A 25,343-nucleotide genomic window follows, 5' to 3' on the forward strand; every position below is an offset into this window, starting at 1 on the left:
CGGCCGCGGCGTCCGCGACCTCGGGCCGGCGGAGCACCACCGTGCCGTCGGCCGGCTCGGGTACGGTCAGGGAGCTCAGGCGACGCACCGTCAGACCTCCTTGCCGCTCTGCCTGATCATAGGACCATTCCGGCGGGACCTCGGACATCCACCGACCGGCCGAAAACACCACCCGTCGAACGGCGGGCCGCTCCCCCGCGCTCCCGGTCAACCCGATATTGCGGGGCGGTCGCCTGCCCGCCTGGCGCAGACTGGGCCCGAAGTACATATGAGACCGGAGGATGATCATGCTTGAGCGGCCCTTGACGCTGATGGCGGTGCACGCCCATCCCGACGACGAGGCCACCGGGACGGGGGGTGTCCTCGCCCGGTACGCGACGGAGGGCATCCGCACGGTCCTCGTCACGTGTACCGACGGCGGTTGCGGTGACGGACCGGGGGGTGCCAAGCCGGGCGATCCCGGGCACGATCCGGCGGCCGTGGCCGCGATGCGCCGTCGGGAACTCGAGGCCAGCTGCGACGTCCTGGGGATCGATCACCTGGAGCTCCTGGAGTACGCCGACTCCGGGATGATGGGCTGGCCGGCCAACGACGCACCCGGTTCGTTCTGGCGGACACCCGTGGAGGAGGGCGCCGCCCGCCTCGCCGAACTGCTGCAGCGCTACCGGCCCGACGTGGTCGTGACCTACGACGAGAACGGGTTCTACGGCCACCCCGACCACATCCAGGCGAACCGCATCACGATGGCGGCGCTGGCGATGACCGGGATGACACCGAAGGTGTACTGGACGACGGCGCCGCACTCGCAGATGCAGCGGTTCGGCGAGGTCATGCGCGAGTTCGGCGCGGACTGGGAGGAGCCGGATCCGGAGGAGGCCGCCGCGCTGGCCGAGATCGGCCTGCCCGACGAGGAGATCACCACCTGGGTGGACACCACCGAGTTCGGCGGCCAGAAGTTCGACGCGCTGGCCGCGCACGCCAGTCAGGGCGAGAACATCTTCTTCCTGAAGATGGGCAAGGAGCGGTTCACCGAACTGATGGGCGTGGAGACCTTCGTACGGGTCCAGGACACCACCGGCGCGGCCGTGCCCGAGAACGACCTCTTCGCCGGACTGCGCTGACCCTCGGGGCGCCGCGGACGCCGCCGTGACCGGGCCCGGAGGAGCGGTCCGGTCACGGCCGGGCCGTCGGCCCAGGGCCCGCCGCGTGCCTTACCGAAGCGTGACGCGCCGCCCGGTACCGGCCCGGGGCCCGGTCCGGCGGGTAGCGTCGCCGGGCATGAGGATTCTGGTCACCGGCGGTGCCGGGTTCATCGGTTCGGCGGTCGTGCGTTCGGCCGCGGCGGCGGGCCACGAGGTCCGGGTGCTGGACGCCCTGCTGGAGGCGGTCCACCCTCCGGGTACCGTGCCCGACCTGCCGGCCGGCGTGGAATTCCGGCAGGGGGACGTGCGCGACGCGCACACGGTGGAGCAGGCCCTGGCGGGGGTGGACGCGGTCTGCCACCAGGCGGCGATGGTGGGTCTCGGGCTCGACCTCCGCGACGCACCGGACTACGTGGGCTGCAACGACCTCGGCACGGCGGTCCTGCTGTCGGCCATGGCCGGCGCGGGTGTGCGGGACCTGGTGCTGGCCGGCTCCATGGTGGTGTACGGCGAGGGCCGGTACGCATGCCCGGCGCACGGGGACGTCGCACCCGGTCCACGGCGTCCGGAGGACCTGGCCGCCGGGCGTTTCGAGCCGCCGTGTCCGGTGTGCGGCGAGGCCCTGCGGCCCGGTTCGGTGACGGAGGACGCCCCGGCGGATCCCCGCAACGTGTACGCCGCCACCAAGCTCGCCCAGGAGCACCTCGCCTCGGCGTGGTCCCGCGCCTGCGGCGGGCGGGTCATGACCCTCCGTTACCACAACGTCTACGGCCCGGGAATGCCGCGCGACACGCCCTACTCCGGGGTGGCCTCGCTGTTCCGCTCGGCGCTGGCCCGGGGCGAGGCACCGCGGGTGTTCGAGGACGGGGGTCAGCGCCGCGACTTCGTCCACGTCGGGGACGTGGCGGCCGCCAACCTCGCCGCCCTGGCGGGCATCGGCGTCTGCCCGGACGGCGCCTCCCGGGCGTACAACGTGGGCAGCGGCGAGGTGCGTACGGTCGGCGGGATGGCCGAGGCGCTGTCGGCCGCCTGCGGGGGCCCCGCCCCGGTGGTGACGGGCCGGTACCGCCTCGGCGACGTCCGGCACATCACCGCGGACTCGTCCCGGATCCGCAGCGAGCTCGGCTGGCGACCCGAGGTGCCCTTCGACGAGGGCATGGTGGAGTTCGCGGCGGCGCCGCAACGGGCGTGAGCACCGGGTGGGGCACAGCACCGCACCGGCCTCGCGGCGTTGGACTTTCGTAAGGCGTGGAGTGCGCCGCCGGCCCGCCCGGCACGGTTAGCGTGGCCCGTGTGACCCCTCCGCCTTCCTTCGCGACGGACGTCGACGTCGTCCTCCCCTGCCTCGACGAGGCGGCCGCCCTGCCGTGGGTGCTCGGCCGTGTCCCGGCCGGCTGGCGGGCGATCGTCGTCGACAACGGCTCCCGCGACGGCTCCGCCGAACTGGCCCGTTCGCTCGGCGCGACGGTGGTCACCGAGCCCCGGCGCGGCTTCGGCGCCGCCTGCCACACCGGGCTGCTGAGCGCCACCGCCGACGTGGTCTGCTTCATGGACTGCGACGGCTCCCTGGACCCCGCCCAACTCCCCCGGGTCACAGGCCCGGTGCTCCTCGACGCGGCGGATCTGGTCCTGGGCCGCCGCCGCCCGTCCTCGCCACGGGCGTGGCCGGTGCACGCCCGCCTGGCCAACGCCGTCCTGGCCGGCCGCCTGAGGGCCCGCACCGGCGCCCGGCTGAACGACCTCGGCCCCATGCGCGCCGCCCGCCGGGAGCGGCTGCTCGCCCTGGGACTCGGCGACCGGCGCTCGGGCTACCCGCTGGAGATGGTGCTCACCGCCGCCGCGGCCGGCATGCGGATCGCCGAAACGCCGGTGGACTACCTGCCCCGCGCCGGCCGTTCCAAGGTCACCGGCACGGTGCGGGGCACCGTGCGGGCCGTCCGGGACATGCGGGCGGTCCTGGCGGCTCCCCCTCCCACCCTGCTGGTGATCGCCAAGGCGCCGGTCCCGGGCCGGGTGAAGACCCGGCTCACACCGCCCTGGACGCCCGAGCAGGCCGCCGCACTGGCCGAGGCCGCCCTCACCGACACCCTGCGCACCCTTTCCACCGTCCCCGCGGGCCGCCGCGTGGTGGTGCTCGACGGCCCGCCGGGCGACTGGCTGCCGCCGGGCTGGCAGGTGGTTCCGCAGTGCGGCGGAGGCCTGGACGAGCGCCTGGCGGACGCCTTCGCGCACGCCGAACGGCTGGCGCCCGGTGCGCCGGCGCTGCTGGTCGGCATGGACACCCCGCACCTGCGGGCCGACACGCTGTCCGCACCCCTGTCCGCCGTCGGACGCTCCGGGGTCGACGCCTGGTACGGGCCGGCCACCGACGGCGGCTTCTGGGCACTCGGACTGGCCCGCCCCACCGCAGGGCTGGCCCGGCAGTTGCTGCTCGGCGTACCGATGTCGACCGCCGGAACGGGCGGCGCGCTGCTCGAACGGCTGACCGCCGCCGGTCTGACGGTCCGGCACCTGCCGTCGATGACCGATGTGGACACCCACCGGGACGTCCGCCTGGCCGCCGCCGAGGCGCCGGCCGGCCGGTTCGCCGCGTGCCTGCGCTCGTTCACCGCGGCCCCGGGGACGACCGGGTGACCGCCCCCGCCGTTCCGTGGGTGGACGACCCGTTCAGCAGCGCCGTGCACGCCGGACGCGGCCCGCTGTGGCTGCGCCGACCGGAGGGCAGCCGCATCGTGCTGGACATCGAGCGCTGGTGCGCACCCGCCGCCGGGGCCGACCACGACCTGCTGTTCCGATGCAGCCGGTTGTCCGCACCGGTCCTGGACGTCGGCTGCGGGCCGGGCCGGCTCGTGGTGGCCCTCCTGGCTCTCGGGGTGCCCGCCCTCGGGGTCGACATCACCGCCGCGGCCGTGGCCCGGACCCGGCGCATCGGGGGCCTCGCCCTGCGCCGCTCGCTCTTCGACCGGCTGCCCGGCGAGGGCCGTTGGGGCGGTGTGCTGCTCGCCGACGGCAACCTGGGCATCGGCGGCGACCCGGATGCCGTCCTCCGCCGCAGCGCCGAACTCCTCGCCCCCGGCGGCACCCTGCTGGTCGAGGTCGAGCCCGACGAGGTCGACGAGCGGACGACCGTCCGGGTCGAAGGAGCGGACGGCCGGCTGGGCCCGCCGTTCACCTGGGCCCGCCTCGGTGCGGCGGCGGCCGTCCACCGGGCCCGCAGGGTCGGCCTGGCGGAGGCGGAGCGCTGGACCTCGCACGGCCGCCGGTTCCTCGCGCTCCGCTCGTCACAGGGCACCGGCCGGCAGGTGGCCCGTGCGACGCCCGGGGGCCCCGCAGGCGGCTGATCCGACGGGCCGTCGGACGTGCGTCAACGACGTTCCGGCGCCGCACGGGACCGGCCGGCGGGACCGTCGCCCGCGCCCCGCGGCGTCGACTCCTTTGGCGGCCGCCGGAGGAGTCGACGCCGCAGCGGCACCACGAGCACACACACCAGCGCCGCCCCGTAGGCGACCTGCTGGACCGTCTCGCCGCCGGCCAGGTAGAGCACCTGGCCGGCGGCCGGGACCGCAAGCCATTCCCACCGGCCGTCGAGCGCCACCAGCGCGACCACGAGCAGCCCGTACCAGGGGTAGGCCGGCGCGACGAGCAGCAGGGCCGTCCCGGTCACCAGCAGCGCACCGCGCCACGGACGCCGGGGGTCGCCCCACCGCAGCACCTGCAGCACGACCGCCGCCAGGAGCAGCCCCGCCGCCCACGGCGCCCAGCCGTCCGGCAGGACCAGGCGCAGGAGCCCGAACCGGCCGAGCCGTTCCCCTCCGTACCCCTCCTCCTGCAGGTACCCGGGCAGGTATCCCAGGACCGCCGCGCCCGAGACGGCCGCGTACGGCAGGTACGCCAGTGCGAAGGCTCCGGCGGCCGCGCCCGCAAGGACGAGTTCCCTCCTGGCCGGACGCCCGGACAGCAGCCCGGACAGGGCGCCCGGCAGGGCGAGCGACGGCAGCAGCTTGGCGGCGACGGCCGCGCCGCTCAGCACTCCGCCGCTCACCGGACGCCCGCAGGCGGCACGGCCCAGGGCCGCGACCGTCAGCAGGGCCCCGAGCGTGTCGACGTGCGCATCGTTGACCGCCCACACCGTGACGCCGGGGCACCATCCCCACAGCGCCGCCCGGCGGCTCCCCCGACCGTTCGTCAGCAGCACACCGGTGGTGGCGACCGCCAGCAGCGCACCTGCCGCTTGCACCCCGCGCACCCCGCCGCCGAACGGGTGCACCGCGAGGAACCACGCTTCGGCGACCGGCGGGTAGGCGGTGTGCACGGCGGGCCGGTTGATCCGGGTGCAGTCCCCGTCCGCCGTCCGCCGTTCGTCCCAGCCCCTGCAGCCGTCCTCCGCGGGGAAGAGGCCTCCGTCGCGCAGCCGGACGAGTGCCGGGTCGTCCGGCGTGTGCGCATAGGGCGAGATCCCTGCCGCCTGGACCCGCCCGTCCCACACGTACCGGTAGGCGTCGTCGCTGGTGCGCGGCGGTGCGAGCAGCCCCACCGCGGCGACGAGGATGCTCCCCGCCAGGACCAGCGGTGCCGCACGACGGACCGGCACCCGCCGCAGCAGCACCAGGGCGAGCGCGAACAGCGCGGCGTCGAGCGCGTACCAGCCGTACAGCGGCGTGCGGTCGCCGAGGGTTCCACCGACGGTCACGGTCAGGGCCAGGGCCGCCACCAGGGTGGTCAGGGCGAGCACGCAGGGCAGTCGGGTCCGGGTCGTCACGGGCCCACCCTGCCAGCCGGCGGCCCGCGTGCCGGCCGTGGCGACGCCGCCGTTCGGATTCCGTAAGCACGTCGCACCTCCTCGCGGACGGCCCGGAGCGCTTCCATGGAGAGGTGGAATCCAAGCCCTCCGGCGTCCGCCGCCGTTTCGATCCCGCCCTGCCGCCGCCTCCGGCCTCGCTGCGCCGCGGCCCCTTCCGGTCCGGCGTGTTCCCGTCGCCGCTGCACGAGCCGCGCACCACGGTCGTCCTCGGCCGGTGGCTGGGCGCGGCGGTGCTGGTGTGCTTCCTGACCGGGCTCCTCAGCCATCTGCTCCAGGAGCCGCCGGCCTGGCTGTCCGGCCTGCTGCCGGCACGTCCGGTGAACGGCTACCGCGTCACCCAGGGCCTGCACGTGATCAGCGGCATCGCCGCGATCCCCCTCCTCGGGGCCAAGCTCTGGACGGTCTACCCACGGCTGTTCGAGTGGCCGCCGGCCCGCAGCGTGCTCCACGCACTGGAGCGGCTCGGCATCGCGGTGCTGGTCGCCGCGGTGCTGCTGGAGTTGTTCACCGGCCTGCTGAACACCCTCCAGTGGTACCCGTGGCCGTTCCCGTTCCGCCAGACGCACTTCTGGCTGGGCTGGCTGGCGACCGGAGGGCTGCTCGTCCACATCGCCGCCAAGGCTCCGCTGATCGCCCGGAACTGGCGCCGGCCCCGGGTGCCGGTGCCCGGCCGCCGCGCCTTCCTGGTCTCGGTGACCGCGGCCACGGGAGCGGTCACCCTGACCACCGCCGGGCAGACCGTGCCCTGGCTGCAACGGCTCGACCTGCTGGCCCCGCGCCGTCCGGGCACCGGCAGCCAGGGCCTGCCGGTCAACCGCACCGCCGCCCAGGCCGGCACCGTGAGCGTCCCCGCCGACTGGCGGCTGGAGGTCGTCGGCCCGCGGCCCTACCGGCTCACCCTCGCCGACCTGCGCCGACTCCCCCAGCACGAGGCCGTCCTGCCGATCTCCTGTGTGGAGGGCTGGAGTGCGACCGCCCGCTGGCGCGGGGTGCGGATCACCGATCTGCTCGCGCGGGCCGGCGCGCCCCCCGGCTCCGCCGTCCGCGTCACCTCGCTGGAGGCCGACGGCCCGTACCGGATCATGGAGATGCCCGCGCAGTACGCCCGCGACCCGCTCACCCTGCTCGCGCTGCGGGTCAACGGCGAGACCCTGAACCCGGACCACGGCTTCCCGGCACGGATCGTCGCACCGAACCGGCCGGGCGTGCTGCAGACCAAGTGGGTCGTCCGGATCGAGGTGATCTGATGGCTGCCTGGCTCCGGGGCACCGTCCTCGTCGCCGGTCTGGCGCTGATCGGCTACGGCGTGTACGGGCTGCTGAACGACCCTTACATCACGGCGCCGGTGGACGTCCTGGTGTGGGCGGTCGGCGGTCTCCTGCTGCACGACGGGCTGTGGGTTCCGTTGCTCTGCCTCGTCGGCGCGTACGCGGCCCGCGGTCCCGTGCTGCGCGGCTGGCTGGTCGTGGCGGCGGCGGTCACGGCCGTGGGCCTGCCGGCCGTGCTGCGCGCCGACGACGACCACGGCAATCCGTCCGTGCTGCCGCTGCCCTACCTGCGCAACTGGCTGCTGGTGCTGGCCGCCACCGCGGTGCTCGCCCTGGCCGTCGGGCTGGTGCGGCGGTGGCGGCGCAGGACCCGCCCGGTCAGGCGCCCGGCACGCCGGGAAGACCGGTCGTGAGGCCGTCGAGCGCGTGGGCGCACGGGCACGCGCGCTCGACCGGCAGCAGCTCGACCGCCTTGAAGAGCACCGTCCGCAGCCGCTCCACGTTCCGTGCGAACTCCGCGAGCACCTCGGTGTGGGTGACGCCCTCACCGCTCTCCACACCCGCGTCGAGGTCGGTGACCAGGGCGATCGAGGTGTAACACAGGCCGAGTTCGCGGGCGAGGACCGCCTCGGGGTGGCCGGTCATGCCGACCACCGACCAGCCGTTGGCGGAGTACCAGCGCGACTCGGCCCGGGTGGAGAAGCGCGGGCCCTCGACCACCACCGTCGTTCCGCCGTCCACCGTGTCCCAGGCCGCACCGGCCGCGGCCGCCAGGGCCGAACGGCGCCCGTGCGGGCAGTACGGGTCCGCCGGGGACACGTGCACCACGTGCGGCACCGAACCGTCCGGCAGCGGCTGCCCGTCGTAGTAGGTCTGCACCCGGCCGGAGGTCCGGTCCACGAACTGGTCCGGCACCAGCAGCGTCCCGGGGCCGAGCTCGGGCCGCAGCCCGCCCACTGCGCACGGCCCCAGGACCTGCCGCACTCCCAGCGAGTGCAGCGCCCACACGTTCGCCCGGTAGTTGATCCGGTGCGGCGGCACCCGGTGGCCGCGCCCGTGCCGCGGCAGGAAGGCGACCCGCCGGCCCGCCACCTCGCCCACCGACAACACGTCGCTCGGCTCTCCGTAGGGTGTGGCCACGCGCACCTCGGTCACGTCCGCCAGCAGTTCGTAGAGCCCGGAGCCGCCGATCACACCGATCTCGGCCGTGGGCCGTTCCTGAATGTCCGTCACGCGATTCGTCCTTCCCGGTCGCCGTGCCGCCACTGTAGGAGCGGAGACCGCGCCGGGCGGCGGTGCGCGACCTTACGATCCGCGAACGTCGGCCCGGCCGGGGCCCGCTCCGGGACACGGCCCCCGGGATCGCCGCCGGGGCGGCCCGTTGGGCCGTCCCGGCGACACTCCGGGCCGAACTCCGCGGCGATCGCCGGTCATTCGCGGCGGCGCCAGTACGGTGACCGGATGAACCCGCCGATCATCGACTCGAAGCCGGTTCTCCGGCAGGCCGATCTGCTCGCGGCCGGCCTCCGGGCCGCGGCGGCCGCCCGCATCGCCGAACTCCGCCGAGCTCTCGGCCCGGTGCCCGCCGGCGACGGCGACCGGCACCGGTGGCAGCTGCTCCTCGACGACGATCGCCGGCGCGCCCTCGCCGAGCACGACGACCTGGTCCGGCTCCGGAAGGCCGCCGGGCACGCCTGGTCCGAGGACCGGCTGGGCGACCTGGCCCGGCTCGCCCTCCGGTACCGCGAGCACCTGCGGCTCGGCGACGACCTCGTCGGCGCGATCCGGCAGGTCGACGCCTTCGCGGACGCCCACCCCGGGTGGAGCACCGGCCACGTGCCGCCGACCCGCAGCGGCCGCCGGGTGCCGTGAGGGATCCAGGGCCGGGAGCGGTGCAGCCGGAGCGTAGCGGGGATCAGCCCGCCGGCGCCGAGGGGTCGGGCAGGGCCACGCCGAGCAGGGCGAGGCAGATGTGGAGCACCGCGTCCTCCAGGGCGGGGACTTCGCCGATGCGTCCCTGGCGCAGGCGGCGGCAGACGGCTTCGTGGGTGGCGTCCGCCGCGGCCATGTAGGCCTCCTCGGGGACGCTGTCGTGGCCGGGGATCCTGGCGCGCCAGGCGCGCATGGACTGGGCGAACCAGGAGCGGCAGGCCTCCTGGTGCTCGCGGGCCCGGCCGCCGGCCGCGGTGGTCTCCAGGAAGAACGCCGTGGCGAATTCGGGCTCCTCGGCGATGAACCCGAGGTAGGCGCGGATCGAGGCGCGCAGGGTCTCCACCCGGGACAGCGATCGGGCCGACGAACGCACGAAGGACGCCTCGAGCCGCTTGACCATCAGCTCACGGCCGGTGTCCGCGGCGGCGATGAAGCACTCCTCCTTGTCGGCGAACATCTCGTAGAACGTCTTGCGGGAGACGCCTGCCCGGGCTGTGACGTGGGCCACGGTCGTGGCGATGTAGCCCTTTTCGGCCACCACGACCGTCATCGCGTAGAGCAGGCGCTGACGCTGCGACCCCGTCACGAGCTCCCGCGCGAGCCCGTGCGGCCCGCGAGGAAGCCCGCTCAGGCTGGGCCGCATCAGCGGCCGGATTGAGTCCTTCATAAGTGACTACCAGTCTGATACATGTTGTAGACGCAAGCGTTTCTGACTTCCCGTCAAGTTACGAGTCAGTAAGGAGCGTAAATGCCATGACAAGGACGACTGCCCTTCCGGCCCTGGTCGCTTTACTGGCGGCCCTCTCGGGGACCGTGGCCGCCGCCCCGGCCCCCGCCCGGGCCGCCGCCGAACCCGTCACCTTCCGGGTCGACTCCACCCAGGACGCCGTGGACGCGGACGCCTCCGACGGCGCCTGCCGCACCGCCACCGGCACCTGCACGCTGCGAGCAGCGGTCATGGCCGCGAACGCCCGGCCCGGCAGCACCATCGAGCTGCCGGCCGGCCACTACCGGCTCACCATCCCTCCCAACCCCGACCTGCTCAACGGACGCACCGCCGACCCGACCACGGGCGATCTGAACCTCACCGCGCCGACCACCGTCCGCGGAGCCGGAGCGCGCCTGACCGTCGTCGACGCCGACCGCGTCGACCGGGTCTTCCGCATGGGGGCCGACACCCGGCTGTCCGACCTCACCGTCACCGGAGGAGTCGCCAAGCAGCGGGAGGTACCCGTCACCGACCCCGGCGGAGGCGGCATCGCCAACGGCGGGCACATGACGCTGAACCGCGTGACGGTCACGGGCAACTCGGCCGGCTACGGCGGAGGCATCTTCAACATCCCCGGCTCCCACCTGACGCTGATCGACAGCACCGTCAGCCGCAACACGGCCGGCGAAGCGGGAGGAATCCGCTTCGACGACACCGGCACCGTGGTCAACTCGACGATCGCGGACAACCGCGTCACCGACGACTGGAACCGACCGGGCAGCCTGTCCGGATACGGCGGCGGCATCGACATCCGCGGCCGCGGCCTGGTGGAGATCCGCAACTCCACCATCACCGGCAACAGCGCCACCGACGGCGGAGGCGGGATCAACATCGCCCCCGCCTACCTCGACAGCCTGCCCTCGCCGATCACCGACGTCGTCCACCTGCCGCTGGGCCACCTCGCCCTGCACAACACCGTCGTCGCCCGGAACACCGTCGGTCAGGCGCCCGCCGACTGCAAGAGCGTCTTCGCCACCGTGGAGTCACGGGGCAACAACCTCGACAGCTCCAACAGCTGCCGCCTGACGGCCCCGGGCGACCTGCCCGGCCGTGATCCCCTCCTCGCGCCCCTCGGCGACAACGGCGGGCCCACCGACACCGTGGCACTGCTGCCCGGCAGCCCCGCCGCCGACGCCGCCGCCGGCTGCCCCGCCACCGACCAGCGCGGTGTCCCCCGCCCCCAGGGCCCGGCCTGCGACATCGGAGCCTACGAACACCGGCAGTGACCTCCCTCCCCCACACGGCCTCAAGGACCCCGCGAACACGCAGGGTCCTTGAGGCTCGCCCGCGGGGTCCGGGCGGTGGCGGTCAGCCGATGGCGGCTCCCCGCACGAAGCCGGCGAAGCGATCGGCGAACTCGGCACTGACGTAGAGCCTGTCGTCGTTCTGGACGAACAGGTCGAGGTGCTTCTCCAGCCAGTCGGTGAAGATCTTGCCCTTCCGGTGGTCGTCGAAGGCCTGACGACTCGTCCACGCGCCCATGAAGATCACCTCGTTCGGGGTGGGCGGCGGCAGAGAGCCCGCCACGTCGGCGGTGTGCAGGCAGTACATGAGGGTGTCGGGCTCGCCGTCCTTCACCTGCTGCACCAGGTCCTTCAGGGCGGCCACCGCCTCCTGCTCACGGCCGGGCAGGCACCACCACTTCGTGACGATGGAGATCACCGGTCCTGTCCTCCTCGGTTCTCGAGCCGCTGGACGAGCTTGTCCCGGTCTCCGCCCGGCGGTACGTAGGAGAAGCGGGGGCAGAGCGTGTGCCCGGGCTTGGCCGGGTTCGGGGTGCGCATCAGGGCGACGGCCATGTTCTTCAGCGCGTACATGATGTGGACGGCCGACCGCAGCGCCGGCCGTTCCCGGTCGGCGTGCCGGTCGAGCGGGTCGACGACCTCCTTCGGCTCACCCGCGAACGCGCGGTAGATGTCGTCGACCAGATGCGAGTACGCCAGGTCGAAGGCGTCCAGGGCGGCGCCTTCGGGACTGTCGGAGCCGCCGTTGTGCGGGGTGTACAGCGCCGGCTGGACGGCGGTGTGGTCGACCAGCAGCATGGCCCCCTCGGGGTTCTGGTCGGCCCGCTGGTCGGGGCGGAACCGGCGGCCGCACTGGAGCTCGCGGAAGCGGGCGTAGTGGGAGTACATCTGCCAGCCGGAGCCGAGCCGGTCCGCGTCGGTGACCGTCTTCGCGGGCCGGTGCAGGTACTCCTCGGGCAGGCCCTCGCCCTGGTCGACGATCTTCAGGACGGCCTCGCGCGCGGTGGCGCGGTCCTTCACCTCGATGACGTGGCCGGCGCCGCCGTAGTAGTCGCTGTCCGGGATCTGGCGGACGGGCCGGAAGACGTCGTCCGGGCAGATCGCCGGGTCGTTCAGGGCCGCGTCGACCGCGTCGTAGAACTCGCCGATGGTGCGGAAGCCGCCCGACTGCACGGGAATGGCGTCGAGGGTGGCGGCGCCGTGCAGGGGGTGCTCGATCCGGACGAAGCCGTCCACGGCACGGGGCGTGAGCGGGAGCAGCTCGAGCGTGCCGATGCCGGATACCAGCGGACTGTCCAGCGGGTAGGCGGGGATCGGGCTGAGGTTCCTGCGGTCCTGGAAGTCGACCGGTCGGGTGCTGGGGACCTCCCCGAGGGCGTTGAGGACGTTGGCGGCGAGCGTCATGTGGAGCATCTCCTCCATGACCACGCTGCGGATCGTCTGCGCCGCGTCGGTGTTGCGGCCCGCCTCGATGGAGTACAGCGCGGTGAGGTAGACCGGGATGGTGCTGAGCTCCAGGCCGACGGCCAGCTGCAGAGCGGCCTTGAGGTCCTTGAGGCTGGTGATCCTGGTGGACTCGGTCATGCGTCCTTCCCCTTCAGCTGCTCGGCGATCCGGTCGCCGGTTCGGAGGGCCAGCGCGGTCATGGTGAGCGTGGGGTTGGAGGTGCCCAGGGTCGGCATGCTGCCGCAGCCGACGATGTAGAGGTTGGGCAGGTCGTGGCTGCGCTGGTGGCTGTCGACCACGGAGGTGGCCGGGTCGGTGCCCATCCGGTGGGTGCCGACGACGTGTCCCGCACCGCGCACCCAGTAGGTCACGCCGTCGTGGGTGACGGCCGACGGGTCGTCCGGGTCGTAGTGGGTGTAGTCGCCGGGCCGGTACTCGGGGCGCCGGACCTCGTCGCCGATGCCGAGCTGGGTGAACAGCTGCCGGCTCGCCTCCGAGGCCCAGGGCAGCGAGGCCCGCACGTACGGCGAGAGGTCGTAGTGGATGACGGGCCGGTGGTTGCCGAGCGCGTCCTTGTAACGGTCGTCGATGGTGACCCGGTTGGTGGGTTCCGGGTCCTGCTCCAGCTCCCAGGCGATCCGGAACTGGCGCGGCAGGATCTCCCCGAGCCGCGCGCGCAGTTCCTTGCCGTAGAGCCCCACCTGCCCGCTCTCGCCGCCGCCGACCAGATCGTGGACGGTGTCGTAGGGGGCGTTCTCCGGGAAGTTCCAGCCCCAGTTGCCGATCTCGACCCGGAAGGCGGTGCGCTCCGAGCGGAAGGTGCCGTCCCGGAAGGCGGGGATGCCGGAGGTCGAGCCGGGGCCGCGGAAGGCACCGACGCCGTCCTCCAGCAGGCCCCAGGTGATCAGCAGCGGATGGTCCATCAGGTTGCGGCCGACCTGGTCGCTGTTGTTGGCGGCGCCGGAGGCGAGCAGCAGGGTGGCGTTCTCGACGGCGTTGGCGGCCAGCACGTAGGTGTCGGCGGTGACGGTGTGCTCCACCGGCGCGCTGCCGTCGTCGAAGTACGTCCGGTACGTGAGCCCGGTGACCGTCCCGGTCCCGCCCGTCCGCTGGGTGTGAAGGACGCGGGAGACCACGCACTGGCTGCGGATCGCCACCCTGGCCTTGCGGGCGCCGCCGTCCGCAGGCTCCCGGTCCGGGTACTTGACGATCAGTTCGTAGAGCGTCTTGAGGGCGTTGTACTTGGCCTGCGCGGGGCAGATCGGGATGCAGCTGGAGTTGCCCTCGCAGCGCTGGCCCTGGTCGAAGTTCCCGACCGCACCGATCGGCTGGTAGCCCTCGGCGGGCCGGGAGTTGCGGCCGACCGGGGTGTTGCTGACCTCGACGGGGAACGTGTGCGGCCTGCCGTGGTCGTCGGTCAGCTCGACCACCAGGCCGGCGGACTTCTTGGCCAGGTACTGGTCGAGGTAGCTGCTGGGGATCCGCTCCATCGGGAAGTGGTAGACCCCGCCGGGGAACTTCCCGGTGTCGGCGCTCTCGAAGTACTTCGCCGGGTCGCCGCCGATGCCGGGGTAGACCTGGTCCTCGACATCGGCCGAGACGCCGATGATGTCCCACTCGGCCCGCTCGTAGTAGGGCTTCAGATCCTCGTAGCGCAGCGGCCAGTTGACGCTGTGCCCGTACGCGTCCTGCATCCTGAAGTCGTTGGGAAGCATCCGCAGGCAGGTGCCGAGCCAGTGCAGCGTGGTGCCGCCGAGGGAGCGGGCGTAGTCGCTGCCGAAGGGCAGCGGGCCCATCTGGACGAAGTACCCGTTGTCGCTGGGCACCCTGGTCGTGCCGTCCGGGCCCATGATCGGCCGGCCGATGTCGAGGACGTTCGGCTGCGGTGCGGAACTGCTCGCGGGGTAGGGCGAGTTCGGGACCTTGGCGAGCGCCTCCTGGTACGCGTCCACATAGGTGTCGTACTTGTCGGCGCTCATCGCCGTGGCCCGGCCGGCCTCCAGGACGAGGATGCGGGGGTGCCGGGGCGGGGTCTGGGCGGCGGCCTTCTCGATGACCGTCTTGGCGATCGTCGCCGCGGAGATGCCGCCGCCGACGATGACGATGTCGTAGTCGTGGTCGTGGTCGTTGGTACTCATGGCGCTTCCTCGGCTCAGAAGACGGGCAGGGACGGCGGTTCCGCCCAGGAGCCGAAGCCGGGCGGCTTGGCACCCATGGGGTGGGCTCCGGCGGCGATCCAGACCAGGCCCTCGCGGTAGGCCTGCGGGGAGACGACGTGCTCGACGTCCTCGGCGGTCGAGCCGTGGATGTCGCGGTAGCCGCCGGAGAGCGGGTACCAGCTGCCGAGGTACCAGAGCTTGATCAGGCTGACGACGACCGGCGAGTAGCGCGGGTTCTCGACGACCTGCCTGCGCAGGGCCTCGCCGTCGTGGTTCTTCCGGTCGGCGGCGAGGGCCTCGGCGACAGCGGCGAACAGGTGCCCGGCCTCGCGTTCGCCGATGATCCGCAGCAGGGTGGTGTAGTAGGTCTCGATCAGGCCGGTGCCGGCCAGCTCCGCCCTGTTGAAGCCGGTCAGGGCGACGGAGAGCTCGGTGAAGATCTGTTGAGGACTGGGGGTCGGTGTGCCGTTGTCGGCCATGGATTGCTCCCGGGGCTGCGAGTCAGCAGATGGTGCGGTTGATCGGGCTCAGGTCGAGCGGGCGGCTGAGGTCCGGCTCGAAGGTCGAGTCGACCGACTGCTGGAAGCGGAAGAAGCCGGTGGGGTCGGCGGCCGCCTTGATGGCCCTCAGCCGGGCCAGGTTGTCGCCGTAGTAGGCCCGGGCCCAGTCCTTCTGCAGCGGGTCGATGTAGTTGACGTAGGCGCCGTGGAAGTCGGCGCTGAGCGCCTCGCCGAAGTCGAAGGCCCACTCCACGTTGGTGCGGGTGTCGGCCGGGTCGTTCCAGATCGCCTTGAGTTCGAAGACGTAGCGCTTGTCGCGGTGCGGGTAGGGCCCGTGGTTGTCGCCGTCCGGGTGGAGGACCTTGCCCCGGCCGTGCGTCCACACCACGAAGCTGTCCGGCGAGGGGGCGTTCTCCATCGCGTCCTTGGCGGCCTCGATCATGTCGCTGCGCCAGCCGTCCTCGCCGATCACCCCGGAGCGGATGTAGGCCTGGCGGTCGCCGACCAGGGTGGAGCGGCCGATGGTGGCCTCCCAGGTGGGCAGCGGCATCGAGTAGATGCTCGCGTTGAAGGGCTCCAGCCGCAGCATCGGCTGCAGCAGGTCGACGCCGTCGGCGTACTCCCCGTTGAAGACCGGGGTGATCCGGAAGGTGGGGATCCTCCGGGTCGGCTCGGCCGGGTCGGGGTCGCGGCCGACGTAGCCGTACGCGGCCATCGCCTGCGGGACGTCCTTCGCCCACGCGTCGTAGGCGGCGATCACCTCCTGGGCGCGCTCCAGCGGGTAGGACAGCTCGCCGCCCATCACGGTCGCGGCCGCGGGCGTGTGCAGCTGGAGGGTCATCTCGACGGCGACGCCGAAGTTGCCGCCGCCTCCTCCGCGGCAGGCCCAGAACAGGTCCCGGTCGGCCTCGTCGGGGGCGTCCGCGGTCAGGGTGCGCAGCCGGCCCTCGGCGTCGACCAGCTTGATCTCGGTGACGTTGTCGCTGCCCAGTCCGTAGGAGCGGGACACGAAGCTGTAGCCGCCGCCCTGCAGGAAGCCGGGCAGGCCGACGGTCAGGCAGCCGCCGCCGATCGGGATCAGCGGGGTGGCGTTGCGGGCGACGTACCCGTACACGTCGCTCCAGATGGCGCCCATCTGGACCCGCAGCCGCTTGCTGTCCCGGTCCAGCGCGATGCCCTTCATCAGCCCGAGGTCCAGCACGACGCCGCCCCGGTTGAGGCAGTACCCGGCGGCGCTGTGCCCGCCGCCGCGTACGGTCATCGGCAGCTCGAGCTCCCGGGCGAACGCGATGGCCCGGGTGACGTCGGCGACCGAGTTGGCGCGCACCACGTAGGCCGGGGGCGTCCGGGTGCGGCCGTTGTCGATCTCCATCGCCCTGGCGTAGTCGGGGCTGCCCGGCTCGCAGACGTACCCGCTGAGGTGCCGGGCGAGCTCGTCGACGGCCCGCTGGTCGCGGCTCACGACCGGGCCTCGTTCCCGGCCGGCTCCACCACCGTGCCGAACCTCGTCAGGGCGCTCAGGCTCGGCACGAAGAAGTACTCGCCGCCGCGCATGGTCACCCACTGGCCGACCCGCTTCGGGAAGAAGCAGTCCGTGGGCGCCGGCGGCACCTTGGAGAAGTCCAGTTGGTTGTGCGAGCCGTACGCCTTGGGCCAGGGCTGCTCGACCGCCCGGTCGCGGGAGTCCGCGGAGGGCAGCCGGCCGATCACCGCGTCCAGGCCGGTGGCGGGGCGCAGGAAGTCCTCGTAGTTCGCCCAGAGCGCCTGGATGAACTCGAACTGGTCCGGGATGCTGCTCTGCGCGCACAGGAACAGCAGCCCGACGGTGTCGGTGGGCGCCGGGTCCAGCGTCGCGGGGCCGAAGCTGATGCCCCGCCTGGCGATGCGCTGGGCCCGCTCCTGGGTGAGCGGCACCCCGAACTGGCGCTGCTTGTCGCCGCGCGGGTTGGCCTTGCGGACGTGGGCCGCGAGGGGACAGCGCACCCCGTCGACGTCGCCGTCGTAGGTGAAGTTGTTCGGCAGCGAGGCCAGCCCCGGCACCTGCTGCTCCACCACCGGGGTGCCGTCCTTGAACCGGCCGACCATGTAGGCGCCGGCCAGGGCGATGTCCGCGTCCGTGGGGTCCTGCGCCTTGGGGTCGGCCTGCTTCGCGATCTCCAGCCCCAGGGCCTTCTCGTCGCCGCGGAAGCCGGGCACGTCCTGCTCCAGCTTGCGGTACACGAAGTAGGAGCCGTAGCCGTCGCTCCCGCCCGCCGGGTCCTTGACCAGCACCTGGTCCAGCGGCGCGCTCGGGTCGTACCTGTCGATCCCGCCGTTGCCCGTCCTGGCCCGCTCGATGTCCCGGGCGAAGAAGAGCGGCTGGCTCACCCCGTCCGCGAAGCCGAAGTGCTCGCGGACCGTCCCGGTGGGGCTCGGGTCGCCCCGGTCGTCGAAGCGCATGGCGGTGCCGGTCTCCTCGGCGACCATGGCGCCGATGGCCGCGAGCTGCTGCTTCAGCTCCGCCACCAGCGGGTCGATGCGCTTCACCGGGTCGTCGTCGGCGACGATGACGAGGGCGTGCAGGGTGGCCTGGAAGGTGGGCTCCCACGCGGTCACCGGCGGGTCGTTGAGGACCGTCACCCGGCTCTTGGCGCCGGCGGCGAAGGACGGGTCGTCCGGCGTGATGTCCGCGCCGAGCCGGAGGTCCCGGTACCCGGCGGCCGAGACCATCGCGCCGACGAAGACGGAGCTGGCGGAGAGGATCATCGCCGTCCGGTCGGCGGGGGTGATCGCGCCGTTCCCGGCGATCGTCCGCAGCGTGTCCCGGTAGCTGCTCGCCTCCTCGTACTGCGTCAGGGCCGAGGTGATGTACTGGGGCCGGGCCAGCGAGGCCAGCCACTGCCGCGCCTTCTGCCGGTCGTCGGCGCTGCCGGTGGCGAAGGTGATGAACAGGTGGCGGCTGTGGTCGCGGCCGTGGCTCCGGAGGATGTTGCCCTGCATGTCGCCCAGGGCGGCCCGGACGGCCTCCTGGGTGTTGCGGGTCGGAGGGACGGTCGGCAGGTCCGGATCGATCGCGGTCTGCTTCAGGTCGATAGCCATGCGGTCCACCATGGGGTGGACCGCGGCCGACCGGAGCACGGCGACACGCCTCCCGGCCGCGCGGGGAAGCGGCAGCAGAATGGTTTCGACGTGCAGCTTTGTTTGAATACGGACTTGCTGAAGATCTGACGCAACATCACTCGCGCGGAGCAGCGCGCGGGGCCCACGGCCCGCGACCTGCCGCGCCACGGCCCGCCCCACCGGTGAGTCGGTGCGCCCCCGTCCAAAAAGCGCCTCGCCGGTGAGCCGGGCCGGGTCGTCACAGCCTCTCGGGGACGGGGTTGCCGACCGCCTCGACGGCCCGGCGGAGGGGGACCTTCAGCAGCACGGCGAAGCCGATCACGAAGAACACCAGCAGGGAGATGATCGCCGAGCGGTAGCTGCCGGTGATCTGGTACGCGAGGCCGAAGACCAGCGGGCCCATCCAACTGGTGCCGCGGTCGCTGACCTTGTAGAAGCTGAAGTACTCGGCCTCCTTGCCGGCCGGGACGAGGTGGGAGAACAGCGAGCGGGAGAGCGCCTGGCTGCCGCCCAGCACCAGGCCGATCATGCAGGCCAGGGCGAAGAACCAGATCGGCCGGTGGGCGGGCATGAAGTACCCGAGGGCGAGGGTGAGCACCCAGGCGACCAGCGAGCCGAGGATGGTCCGCTTGGCGCCGTACCGGCCCGCGATCCGGCCGAGCAGCAGTGCGCCGCCGATCGCCACGATCTGGACCAGCAGCACGGCGGCGACCAGCGAGGTCTGGTCCATGCCGAGTTCCTCGCTGCCGTAGAGCGAGGCCTGGGAGACGACGGTCTGGATGCCGTCGTTGTAGCAGAGGAAGGCGGCCAGGTAGAGCAGCGTGAGCGGGTACTTGCGCATGCCGCGCAGGGTGCGGGCGAGTTCGCGCAGGCTGCCGGCGGCGGGCCGGTCGGGCACGGCCGCGGCACGGCCCGGGGCCGCACCGGCCCGGGAGGGCAGCCGCAGCATCGGGACGATCGTGAACAGTGCCCACCACAGGCCGGCCGAGGCCAGGCAGATCCGCACGGCGGTGCCGGACGACAGGCCGAGCACGTCGTGCCCCTCGAACAGCGCCAGGTTGGCGATCAGCAGCAGTCCGCCGCCCGCGTAGCCGTAGGCCCAGCCCTTGGAGGAGACCGCGTCGCGCTCGTCGGGGGAGGCCAGGCCGGGGAGGTAGGCGTAGGAGAGCGCGACCGACACCGCGTACGCGATGTTGGCGACCACCAGCAGCGCGCCGCCGAGCAGGTAGCGGTCGCCGCCGAGGAAGAACATGCCCGTGGTGGCGATCGCGCCGACGTAGGCGAAGCCGCACATCAGCTCCTTGTGCCGCCCGGTGCGGTCCGCGACCGTGCCGGTCAGCAGCATCACCGCGACCGACAGCAGCACGGAGAAGGAGACCGTGTACGGGAAGAACGACCCCGCGCGGATCGAGAGGCCGAGCGGGTGCACGTCGCCGGCGGCGTCGGCGGCGTTCCTGGCGACGGAGGTCAGGTACGGCCCGAGGAACACCGTCAGGACGGTGGCCGAGAACGCGGCGTTGGCCCAGTCGTTGATGTACCAGCCGAACTGCATCCGGCGCAGGGTGCGGCTGTCGGTGGAAGTCTCGAGGTGGTCGGGCAGTTGGGCCGCTGTGCTCATGGGGCTCCTGTCTCCGTGCTGGAGCCGGTGCTGCTGTCGAACCAGCAGCCGCGCTCACCGAGGACGTCCCGCAGGACGTCGATGCGATCGGCCATGATGCCATCCACACCCAGGTCGAGGAGGGCCCCGATCCGCACGGGATCGTCCACCGTCCAGACGTGCACCTGCAGGCCGAGGCGGTGGGCGGCGCGGACGAAGGCCCGGTCGACGACCGGCACGCCCAGGTGCCGCTCCGGCACCTGCGCGCACACCCCGGCGAACGGCGCCCCGCTCCCCCGCAGCAGCGGCCCGGCCAGCGAGAGCAGCCGCAGCCGGGCCACCTCGCGCGGGCCGAGCGAGGTGGCCAGTCGGGGGCCGGCGGCGGCGCGGACGGCGGCGAGGCGGCGGTCGGAGAAGCCGCCGACGCAGACCCGGTCCCAGGCGTCGGTCCGGCGGATCGCCTCGACCAGCGGCCCGACGGCCTGCGGCGCCTTGACGTCGACGTTGAAGCGGGCGTCGGGGAAGGCGTCGAGCAGGTCCTCCAGCAGCGGCACGGGCTCGGTGCCACCGATGCGGGCCCGCCCGACGGTGTCCCAGGGCAGTCCGGCCACCGCCCCGGTGCAGTCGGTGACCCGGTCGAGGCGGGAGTCGTGGAAGGCCACCAGCACACCGTCGCGGGTGGCGTGCACGTCCGTCTCGAGGTAGCGGTACCCGAGGGCGACGGCGGCCTCGAAGGCGGCGAACGAGTTCTCCGGGTGCCCGAGGTCGCCGCCGCGGTGCGCGAAGGCGAGCGGCCCCGGCTGGTCGAGGAAGGGGTGCATGTCGTGCTCCGAGGTGCGGGTGGAGGGCCCGTGCGGGGCCGGGCGGTGCTGCCCGCTCCGACGGCATCTCGGATCGCGCGCGTTACAGTATGACGCAACCTGTCAAGCAGTAACGCGCGCGGTGCGCGGACTCAGCCCCGGGCGACCGCCTGGCGGGTGCGCCGGGCCAGGCGGTGCAGACGCTGGACGGCCACGAAGCGGTGCATCCGGTCGGCCAGCGTCAGGCGGTACTTGAGCCACAGCTGGGTGCTCAGCCCGGCCGGCCGCTCGGGGCCGATCGCCCGGACCAGCCGGCTGACGTGCCGCTGGTAGGCCTCGCGGTAGGCGCGGTCGCCGTCCGGAACGGACCAGAAGAACATCGGGATCTCCTCGACCAGGCAGTTCCGGTCGTAGGCGCGCAGGTGCTCGGCGAACACGGGCTCGGGGCGGCCGAGCAGCCACTCCCGGACGAGTTCCATCGAGCGGACCCGGTCGACCAGGCCGCGCGGGTCGGTCTTCTTCTGGGTGATGGACGGGTCGCCGTCCTCGCGGACCCGCCAGTGGTAGACCGGGTCGGCGAGCACGTCGACCCGCTCGGCGAGGAAGTGGTGCGGCACGCTGACCGGGGCGTCCTCGTACAGGATGCCCTCGGGGTAGAGGATGCCCGCCACGTCGAAGAACGAGCGCCGGTAGACCTTGTTCCAGGCGGTCCGGTCGGTGACCAGGGCGGGCAGTTCGCTGACGTGGGTGCGCAGCCGGGTCTCTCGGAACGGGCGGCGGTGGGCGTGCGAGGGGGTGAGGCCGTCGCTCCGCAGGCGCATCGCGTTGCCGGCCGCGAAGTCGGATCCGGTCTCGTCCAGCGTGCGGATCATCAGCTCGTACGCGTGCGGCGGCAGGGTGTCGTCGCTGTCGACGAAGGCCAGGTACTCGGTTCCCGGGGTTAGGTGGCGCCAGCCGGTGTTGCGGGCGGCGCCGAGGCCCTTGTTCTCCTGCCGGACCAGCCGGAATCGGGGATCCCCGGCGGCGTACGCCTCGGCGATGACGGGGCCGTCGTCGGTCGAGCCGTCGTCGACCATGACGCATTCGAAGTCCTCGAAGGTCTGGGCCGCGATCGAGTCGAGGCACTCCTCGAGGTAGCGCTCGACGTTGTAGATCGGAACGACGACGGAGAGTCGCGGGGCCATCCAACGGCCTTTCACTCAGGGGTGGACGCGCCGCGCGGGCGCCGACCACCGATCACCGCAAGTGACTGATCGCCACCGGTAGCGGCCCGAGCGTAGGGAATGCACGCGACGGCCGGATGAACAGGGGTTGGCGTCCGACCTGCGGCCAGGGCGCGCCCTGGGTGCGGCGGCTTTGGCACACCCCTGTCAGGAATCGCCGGGCCGGGTTAGCCTGCTCCGCATGGCACCACGGCCCCTCGCGCCCGTCGTCCTGCACGGCCGGTACGTCCGGCTGGAGCCGCTGACCACGGCGCACGTACCCGACCTGCACCTCGCGGGCAGCCGCGACGACGGCCTGTGGCAGTGGCTCCCCGTGGTCACTCCCTACACCCTCGGCGAGATGCACATGCTGGTCGAACAGCGGCTCGCCCAGCAGTCGGCCGGCAACGCGGTGATGTTCGCGATCGTCCCGGCCGGCACCACCCGGGCCGCCGGGTGGATCGCGTACACCGACATCGCGGTCGTCGACGAACGCCTGGACATCGGCTGGCACTGGGCCGCCCGCAACACCTGGGAGACCCCGCTGACCGCGGAGGCCCACCTCCTCCTGCTCCGCCACGCCTTCGACGACCTGGGCTTCGGCCGCGTCCAGTGGCAGGTCGACCACCTCGACGTCCGCACGCAGCTCACGCTGTCCGGCCTCGGCGCCGTCCGCGAGGGCCCGCTGCGCCGCCACGCCAGGCGCTCGGACGGCACCTGGCGCGACACCCTCGTCTACGCCGTGCTCGCCACGGAGTGGCGGGACGGCCTCCGGGCCGGCATCCCCTGACGCGACCCCGCGTCCCCGGGAACGGATCCCGGGGACGCGGGGCGACGGGAGGTGCGGTCCGCACCCGAGGACGTCCGGATCAGGCCGGGGCCGCCCCGGGCTCGGGCGAGGCCGTGGATGCGACCGCGCCGATCGCCGCGCTCTTGACGAGCCACGCGACACCGAACGCGAACACCGACACCGCCTCGCCGACGTACGTCAGGGTCAGCGGGAGGTCCCACGCGAAGTGCAGCACACCGGCTGCGGCGATCATCACGGTGCAGCCGACGACGACCCACCCGCACACCAGGTAGACCCCGTTCCGGAACCGGTGTCCGGCCTGGCCCCGGCTGTTGCCGAACAGCCGGAGGCAGAAGAACGCGAGCACGCCGAACAGCCCGGCGGCGAAACAGAGGTGGAGGATGCCGACCGTCGTCTGCACCTGGGTCGGGTGCGGTGTGACGGACGACGGCGGCAGGGTCGGGAACAGGGCCACCAGGATCGCGAACACCCCGGCCAGTGAGCTCAGCCGGTCCTCGCGTCGGTCGTGGCGGTAGCAGATCAGGAAGACGCCGATGGCGCACAGACTGCCGACGAAGACGTTGCGCATGTGCGTGTAGTACGACGCGCTCATGGAGGCGAGCAGCGTGAGTCGCGCCGACGTGACGATGTTTCCGATCGGGAGGACGATCGGCAGGAGGAACCCGATGATGCCGACGCCGAAGCGAAGGCGCTGCACGGTCTGCGGGTCCTGATCCTGCGGTTCGAGTCCGGAGTTACGGCGGGTCATGAGACGCCCCCTCAGCCACCCGAAATGCTCAGTACCTCCCGATTTTCCCGCGCCCGCCTACCTCGAAACCGAGCCGCACGCACATCGAAATCCCGCCATCCACGCGGCCCCGCCCCGGCCATCCCACTCGGGTTGCCGGCCCTGCTTCTGCCGGCCGGTGGGCGTTGTGCCACCCTGTCCCCCCGGACGTACCCGTTCCTCGGCGTACACGGCCTGCCGGCCGCAGGTCTGATGTGGCGTCACGATCGAAAGGGCGAGATCCCATGGCGAGTTCCGACACTCCCCCGCCTCGTCCTGCCGAGCGTCGCCGGCGATCGCGTCCGGTGCTGCGCAGGCCGGTCGTCGCAGCCCTGGCGACCGCCCTGGTCGCAGCCGGCGGGATCGCGGTGGCCGTGTGGGACCGGCCCGGCGGCGGGGAGGGTTCGGCGGCCGGGCCGGCTGCCGCGGCCGACACGAGCCGGTCTGCCGTCCCGTCGCCGACTCCGACGGGGCCCTCCCCGGCTCCGGCATCGGCGACGGCGGCGGTGCCGTCCACGACCGGGAGCACGCCGCCCCCTGCCGCGGCCGGCGCCGAGGACCTCGGCGGGTGTCCGGTGGCCCCCGCCGACAGCATCTGGCGCACCCGGATCGACCGGCTGCCCGCTTCGCCGCGTTCTGCGGCCTACGTCGCCGCGATAGGCGCGGGCAAGCAGCTGAAGGCGGACTTCGGCTCCGGCACCTGGGAGGGCGCGCCGTTCGGCATCCCGATCACCTCGGTACCGGCCGGCACCCCGGCCGCCAAGGTGTCCTTCGACTACGCGGAAGACAGTGACAGGGGCCCGTACCCGATCCCGGCCGATGCCCTGATCGAGGGCGGCCCGCAGGCGAGCGGGGACCGCCACGTGATCGCCCTCGACAAGTCCACCTGCAAGGTGTACGAGCTCTACGACGCCCACCCGCAGGGCGGCGGATGGCACGCCGGCTCCGGAGCGGTGTTCGACCTCCGGTCCAACGCCCTGCGGCCGGCCGGCCTGACATCCGCCGACGCCGCAGGTCTGCCGATCCTCCCGGGCCTGGCCCGCTACGACGAAGCCGCCTCCGGCACGATCGACCACGCACTGCGCATCACCGTCCCGCGCAGCCGGCACGCCTACCTCTGGCCGGCCCGCCACCAGGCCTCCGGCGCCACCGACCAGGACCTGCCCCCGATGGGCCTGCGGCTGCGGCTCAAGGCCGACGTGGACATCTCCCGACTCCCCCCGCAGGCCAAGGCGATCGCACAGGCCTTGAAGACCTACGGTGCCGTCGTCGCCGACAACGGCTCCGCCTGGTACGTCAGCGGCACTCAGGACGACCGGTGGAACAACGCCGCACTCCGGCAACTCGGCACCTACAAGGGCAGCGACTTCGAGGCGGTGGACGTCTCGGGCCTGCAGATCTCCGCAGACTCCGGTGCCGCTCGCCGGCCCTGACCGCAAAGCCGCGGATGCTCCTCCGGTACGCAGGCAGCACCGGCGTGCTGGAGCCGGCAGGCGGTCCGCTCCTCGGCATCGACCGCACCGGCACCTGTCCGGAGACCCGGCCGGACCTTCCCCGCGGGTCGGTCCTCGCCCTCTACACCGACGGCCCCGTCGAGGAACGCGGCAGCGACATCGATCCGGGCATCGACGGCCTGCGGGCCTCGCCGGCCCACGCCCGCGCCGGAAGCCTCGAGGAACTCGCCGATCAACTCCTGCGGAAGGCCCGGCGCTCCCCGCACCGTTCGGACGACATCGCCCTGCTGCTCACCGGCTACCACCCGGGGCGGGCCCCGCAGGCCGGCTGACGGCCGCGGGACGAGGCCGAC

24 protein-coding genes and 1 pseudogene are annotated in these 25,343 nt (G+C 73.2%); 12 read left to right on the forward strand and 13 right to left on the reverse strand.

Annotation, left to right across the window (positions count from 1 at the left end; all coding sequences use genetic code 11):
• Nucleotides 1-287 precede the first annotated feature (287 nt).
• The 5 genes and pseudogenes from AB0M03_RS12340 to AB0M03_RS12360 all read left to right on the forward strand — a co-directional run bounded on the left by AB0M03_RS12340 (nucleotide 288) and on the right by AB0M03_RS12360 (nucleotide 4,483).
• Complete coding sequence (locus AB0M03_RS12340; RefSeq protein ID WP_363491319.1) at nucleotides 288-1,121, forward strand: PIG-L family deacetylase; 834 nt, start codon at nucleotides 288-290, stop codon at nucleotides 1,119-1,121.
• Nucleotides 1,122-1,278: 157 nt separating this feature from the next.
• A complete protein-coding gene (locus AB0M03_RS12345; protein WP_363491321.1) occupies nucleotides 1,279-2,334 on the forward strand; it encodes an NAD-dependent epimerase/dehydratase family protein in 1,056 nt (351 codons plus the stop codon).
• 101 nt (nucleotides 2,335-2,435) lie between these two features.
• Nucleotides 2,436-3,113, forward strand: a pseudogene (locus AB0M03_RS12350) (glycosyltransferase family 2 protein); the annotation flags it as partial.
• On the forward strand, nucleotides 3,087-3,776 hold the full coding sequence (locus AB0M03_RS12355) for a DUF2064 domain-containing protein (protein ID WP_363491409.1): 690 nt from the start codon (nucleotides 3,087-3,089) through the stop codon (nucleotides 3,774-3,776). The pseudogene AB0M03_RS12350 and the gene AB0M03_RS12355, both read left to right, overlap by 27 nt.
• Nucleotides 3,773-4,483 (forward strand): class I SAM-dependent methyltransferase, encoded by a 711-nt coding sequence (locus AB0M03_RS12360; protein ID WP_363491323.1) that lies wholly within the window; start codon nucleotides 3,773-3,775, stop codon nucleotides 4,481-4,483. Before AB0M03_RS12355 ends, AB0M03_RS12360 begins: the two co-directional genes overlap by 4 nt.
• A 23-nt stretch (nucleotides 4,484-4,506) precedes the next feature.
• On the opposite strand, the gene AB0M03_RS12365 is transcribed toward AB0M03_RS12360, so the two are convergent.
• The gene (locus AB0M03_RS12365; RefSeq protein WP_363491325.1) at nucleotides 4,507-5,901 is read right to left on the reverse strand and encodes a hypothetical protein; all 1,395 of its coding nucleotides are present in this window, start codon (nucleotides 5,899-5,901) and stop codon (nucleotides 4,507-4,509) included.
• A gap of 206 nt (nucleotides 5,902-6,107) precedes the next feature.
• Between AB0M03_RS12365 and AB0M03_RS12370 the strand changes: the two genes are divergently transcribed.
• Nucleotides 6,108-7,190, forward strand: coding sequence for a molybdopterin-dependent oxidoreductase (locus AB0M03_RS12370; RefSeq protein WP_363491410.1), 1,083 nt, complete (start codon nucleotides 6,108-6,110; stop codon nucleotides 7,188-7,190).
• Nucleotides 7,190-7,624, forward strand: coding sequence for a hypothetical protein (locus AB0M03_RS12375; protein ID WP_363491327.1), 435 nt, complete (start codon nucleotides 7,190-7,192; stop codon nucleotides 7,622-7,624). The genes AB0M03_RS12370 and AB0M03_RS12375 overlap by 1 nt, the downstream gene beginning before the upstream one ends.
• On the opposite strand, the gene AB0M03_RS12380 is transcribed toward AB0M03_RS12375, so the two are convergent.
• A complete protein-coding gene (locus AB0M03_RS12380) occupies nucleotides 7,590-8,444 on the reverse strand; it encodes an S-methyl-5'-thioadenosine phosphorylase (protein ID WP_363491329.1) in 855 nt (284 codons plus the stop codon). The genes AB0M03_RS12375 and AB0M03_RS12380 overlap by 35 nt on opposite strands.
• 228 nt (nucleotides 8,445-8,672) lie before the next feature.
• On the opposite strand from AB0M03_RS12380, the gene AB0M03_RS12385 reads away from it, so the two are divergent.
• Nucleotides 8,673-9,083, forward strand: a complete 411-nt coding sequence (locus AB0M03_RS12385; RefSeq protein ID WP_363491331.1) for a hypothetical protein — start codon at nucleotides 8,673-8,675, stop codon at nucleotides 9,081-9,083.
• A gap of 43 nt (nucleotides 9,084-9,126) precedes the next feature.
• Here the strand turns inward: AB0M03_RS12385 and AB0M03_RS12390 are convergent, their stop codons facing one another.
• Nucleotides 9,127-9,729: a TetR/AcrR family transcriptional regulator gene (locus tag AB0M03_RS12390; protein WP_363491333.1), complete on the reverse strand. Its 603-nt coding sequence runs from the start codon at nucleotides 9,727-9,729 to the stop codon at nucleotides 9,127-9,129.
• 167 nt (nucleotides 9,730-9,896) lie between these two features.
• On the opposite strand from AB0M03_RS12390, the gene AB0M03_RS12395 reads away from it, so the two are divergent.
• The gene (locus AB0M03_RS12395; RefSeq protein WP_363491335.1) at nucleotides 9,897-11,138 is read left to right on the forward strand and encodes a right-handed parallel beta-helix repeat-containing protein; all 1,242 of its coding nucleotides are present in this window, start codon (nucleotides 9,897-9,899) and stop codon (nucleotides 11,136-11,138) included.
• 82 nt (nucleotides 11,139-11,220) lie between these two features.
• Here the strand turns inward: AB0M03_RS12395 and AB0M03_RS12400 are convergent, their stop codons facing one another.
• The 9 genes from AB0M03_RS12400 to AB0M03_RS12440 all read right to left on the reverse strand — a co-directional run bounded on the left by AB0M03_RS12400 (nucleotide 11,221) and on the right by AB0M03_RS12440 (nucleotide 21,941).
• Nucleotides 11,221-11,574, reverse strand: a complete 354-nt coding sequence (locus tag AB0M03_RS12400) for an antibiotic biosynthesis monooxygenase (protein WP_363491337.1) — start codon at nucleotides 11,572-11,574, stop codon at nucleotides 11,221-11,223.
• On the reverse strand, nucleotides 11,571-12,740 hold the full coding sequence (locus AB0M03_RS12405) for a ferritin-like protein (protein WP_363491339.1): 1,170 nt from the start codon (nucleotides 12,738-12,740) through the stop codon (nucleotides 11,571-11,573). Before AB0M03_RS12405 ends, AB0M03_RS12400 begins: the two co-directional genes overlap by 4 nt.
• Entirely contained in the window at nucleotides 12,737-14,740 is a 2,004-nt protein-coding gene (locus AB0M03_RS12410; protein WP_363491340.1) for a GMC family oxidoreductase, read from the reverse strand. Before AB0M03_RS12410 ends, AB0M03_RS12405 begins: the two co-directional genes overlap by 4 nt.
• A 14-nt stretch (nucleotides 14,741-14,754) precedes the next feature.
• Entirely contained in the window at nucleotides 14,755-15,240 is a 486-nt protein-coding gene (locus tag AB0M03_RS12415; RefSeq protein ID WP_363491341.1) for a hypothetical protein, read from the reverse strand.
• A 22-nt stretch (nucleotides 15,241-15,262) separates the two neighbouring features.
• Nucleotides 15,263-16,723, reverse strand: coding sequence for an FAD-binding oxidoreductase (locus AB0M03_RS12420; protein WP_363491342.1), 1,461 nt, complete (start codon nucleotides 16,721-16,723; stop codon nucleotides 15,263-15,265).
• Nucleotides 16,720-18,339 carry a hypothetical protein gene (locus AB0M03_RS12425; protein WP_363491343.1) on the reverse strand — a complete coding sequence of 540 codons (1,620 nt, stop codon included), beginning with the start codon at nucleotides 18,337-18,339 and terminating at the stop codon, nucleotides 16,720-16,722. Before AB0M03_RS12425 ends, AB0M03_RS12420 begins: the two co-directional genes overlap by 4 nt.
• 259 nt (nucleotides 18,340-18,598) lie before the next feature.
• Nucleotides 18,599-19,978 carry an MFS transporter gene (locus tag AB0M03_RS12430; RefSeq protein ID WP_363491344.1) on the reverse strand — a complete coding sequence of 460 codons (1,380 nt, stop codon included), beginning with the start codon at nucleotides 19,976-19,978 and terminating at the stop codon, nucleotides 18,599-18,601.
• Nucleotides 19,975-20,778 (reverse strand): glycerophosphodiester phosphodiesterase, encoded by an 804-nt coding sequence (locus AB0M03_RS12435; protein ID WP_363491345.1) that lies wholly within the window; start codon nucleotides 20,776-20,778, stop codon nucleotides 19,975-19,977. Before AB0M03_RS12435 ends, AB0M03_RS12430 begins: the two co-directional genes overlap by 4 nt.
• A 131-nt stretch (nucleotides 20,779-20,909) precedes the next feature.
• Nucleotides 20,910-21,941, reverse strand: a complete 1,032-nt coding sequence (locus AB0M03_RS12440; protein WP_363491346.1) for a glycosyltransferase family 2 protein — start codon at nucleotides 21,939-21,941, stop codon at nucleotides 20,910-20,912.
• Between the two features lie 220 nt (nucleotides 21,942-22,161).
• Between AB0M03_RS12440 and AB0M03_RS12445 the strand changes: the two genes are divergently transcribed.
• Entirely contained in the window at nucleotides 22,162-22,749 is a 588-nt protein-coding gene (locus AB0M03_RS12445) for a GNAT family protein (protein WP_363491347.1), read from the forward strand.
• 79 nt (nucleotides 22,750-22,828) lie between these two features.
• Here the strand turns inward: AB0M03_RS12445 and AB0M03_RS12450 are convergent, their stop codons facing one another.
• Nucleotides 22,829-23,518, reverse strand: coding sequence for a DUF998 domain-containing protein (locus tag AB0M03_RS12450; protein WP_363491348.1), 690 nt, complete (start codon nucleotides 23,516-23,518; stop codon nucleotides 22,829-22,831).
• Nucleotides 23,519-24,111: 593 nt separating this feature from the next.
• Between AB0M03_RS12450 and AB0M03_RS12455 the strand changes: the two genes are divergently transcribed.
• Nucleotides 24,112-24,969: a hypothetical protein gene (locus AB0M03_RS12455; RefSeq protein WP_363491349.1), complete on the forward strand. Its 858-nt coding sequence runs from the start codon at nucleotides 24,112-24,114 to the stop codon at nucleotides 24,967-24,969.
• 14 nt (nucleotides 24,970-24,983) lie between these two features.
• On the forward strand, nucleotides 24,984-25,322 hold the full coding sequence (locus AB0M03_RS12460) for a SpoIIE family protein phosphatase (protein WP_363491350.1): 339 nt from the start codon (nucleotides 24,984-24,986) through the stop codon (nucleotides 25,320-25,322).
• Nucleotides 25,323-25,343: the final 21 nt, after the last annotated feature.

It is taken from the genome of Kitasatospora sp. NPDC051914 (assembly GCF_040680995.1).
Lineage (GTDB): Bacteria > Actinomycetota > Actinomycetes > Streptomycetales > Streptomycetaceae > Kitasatospora.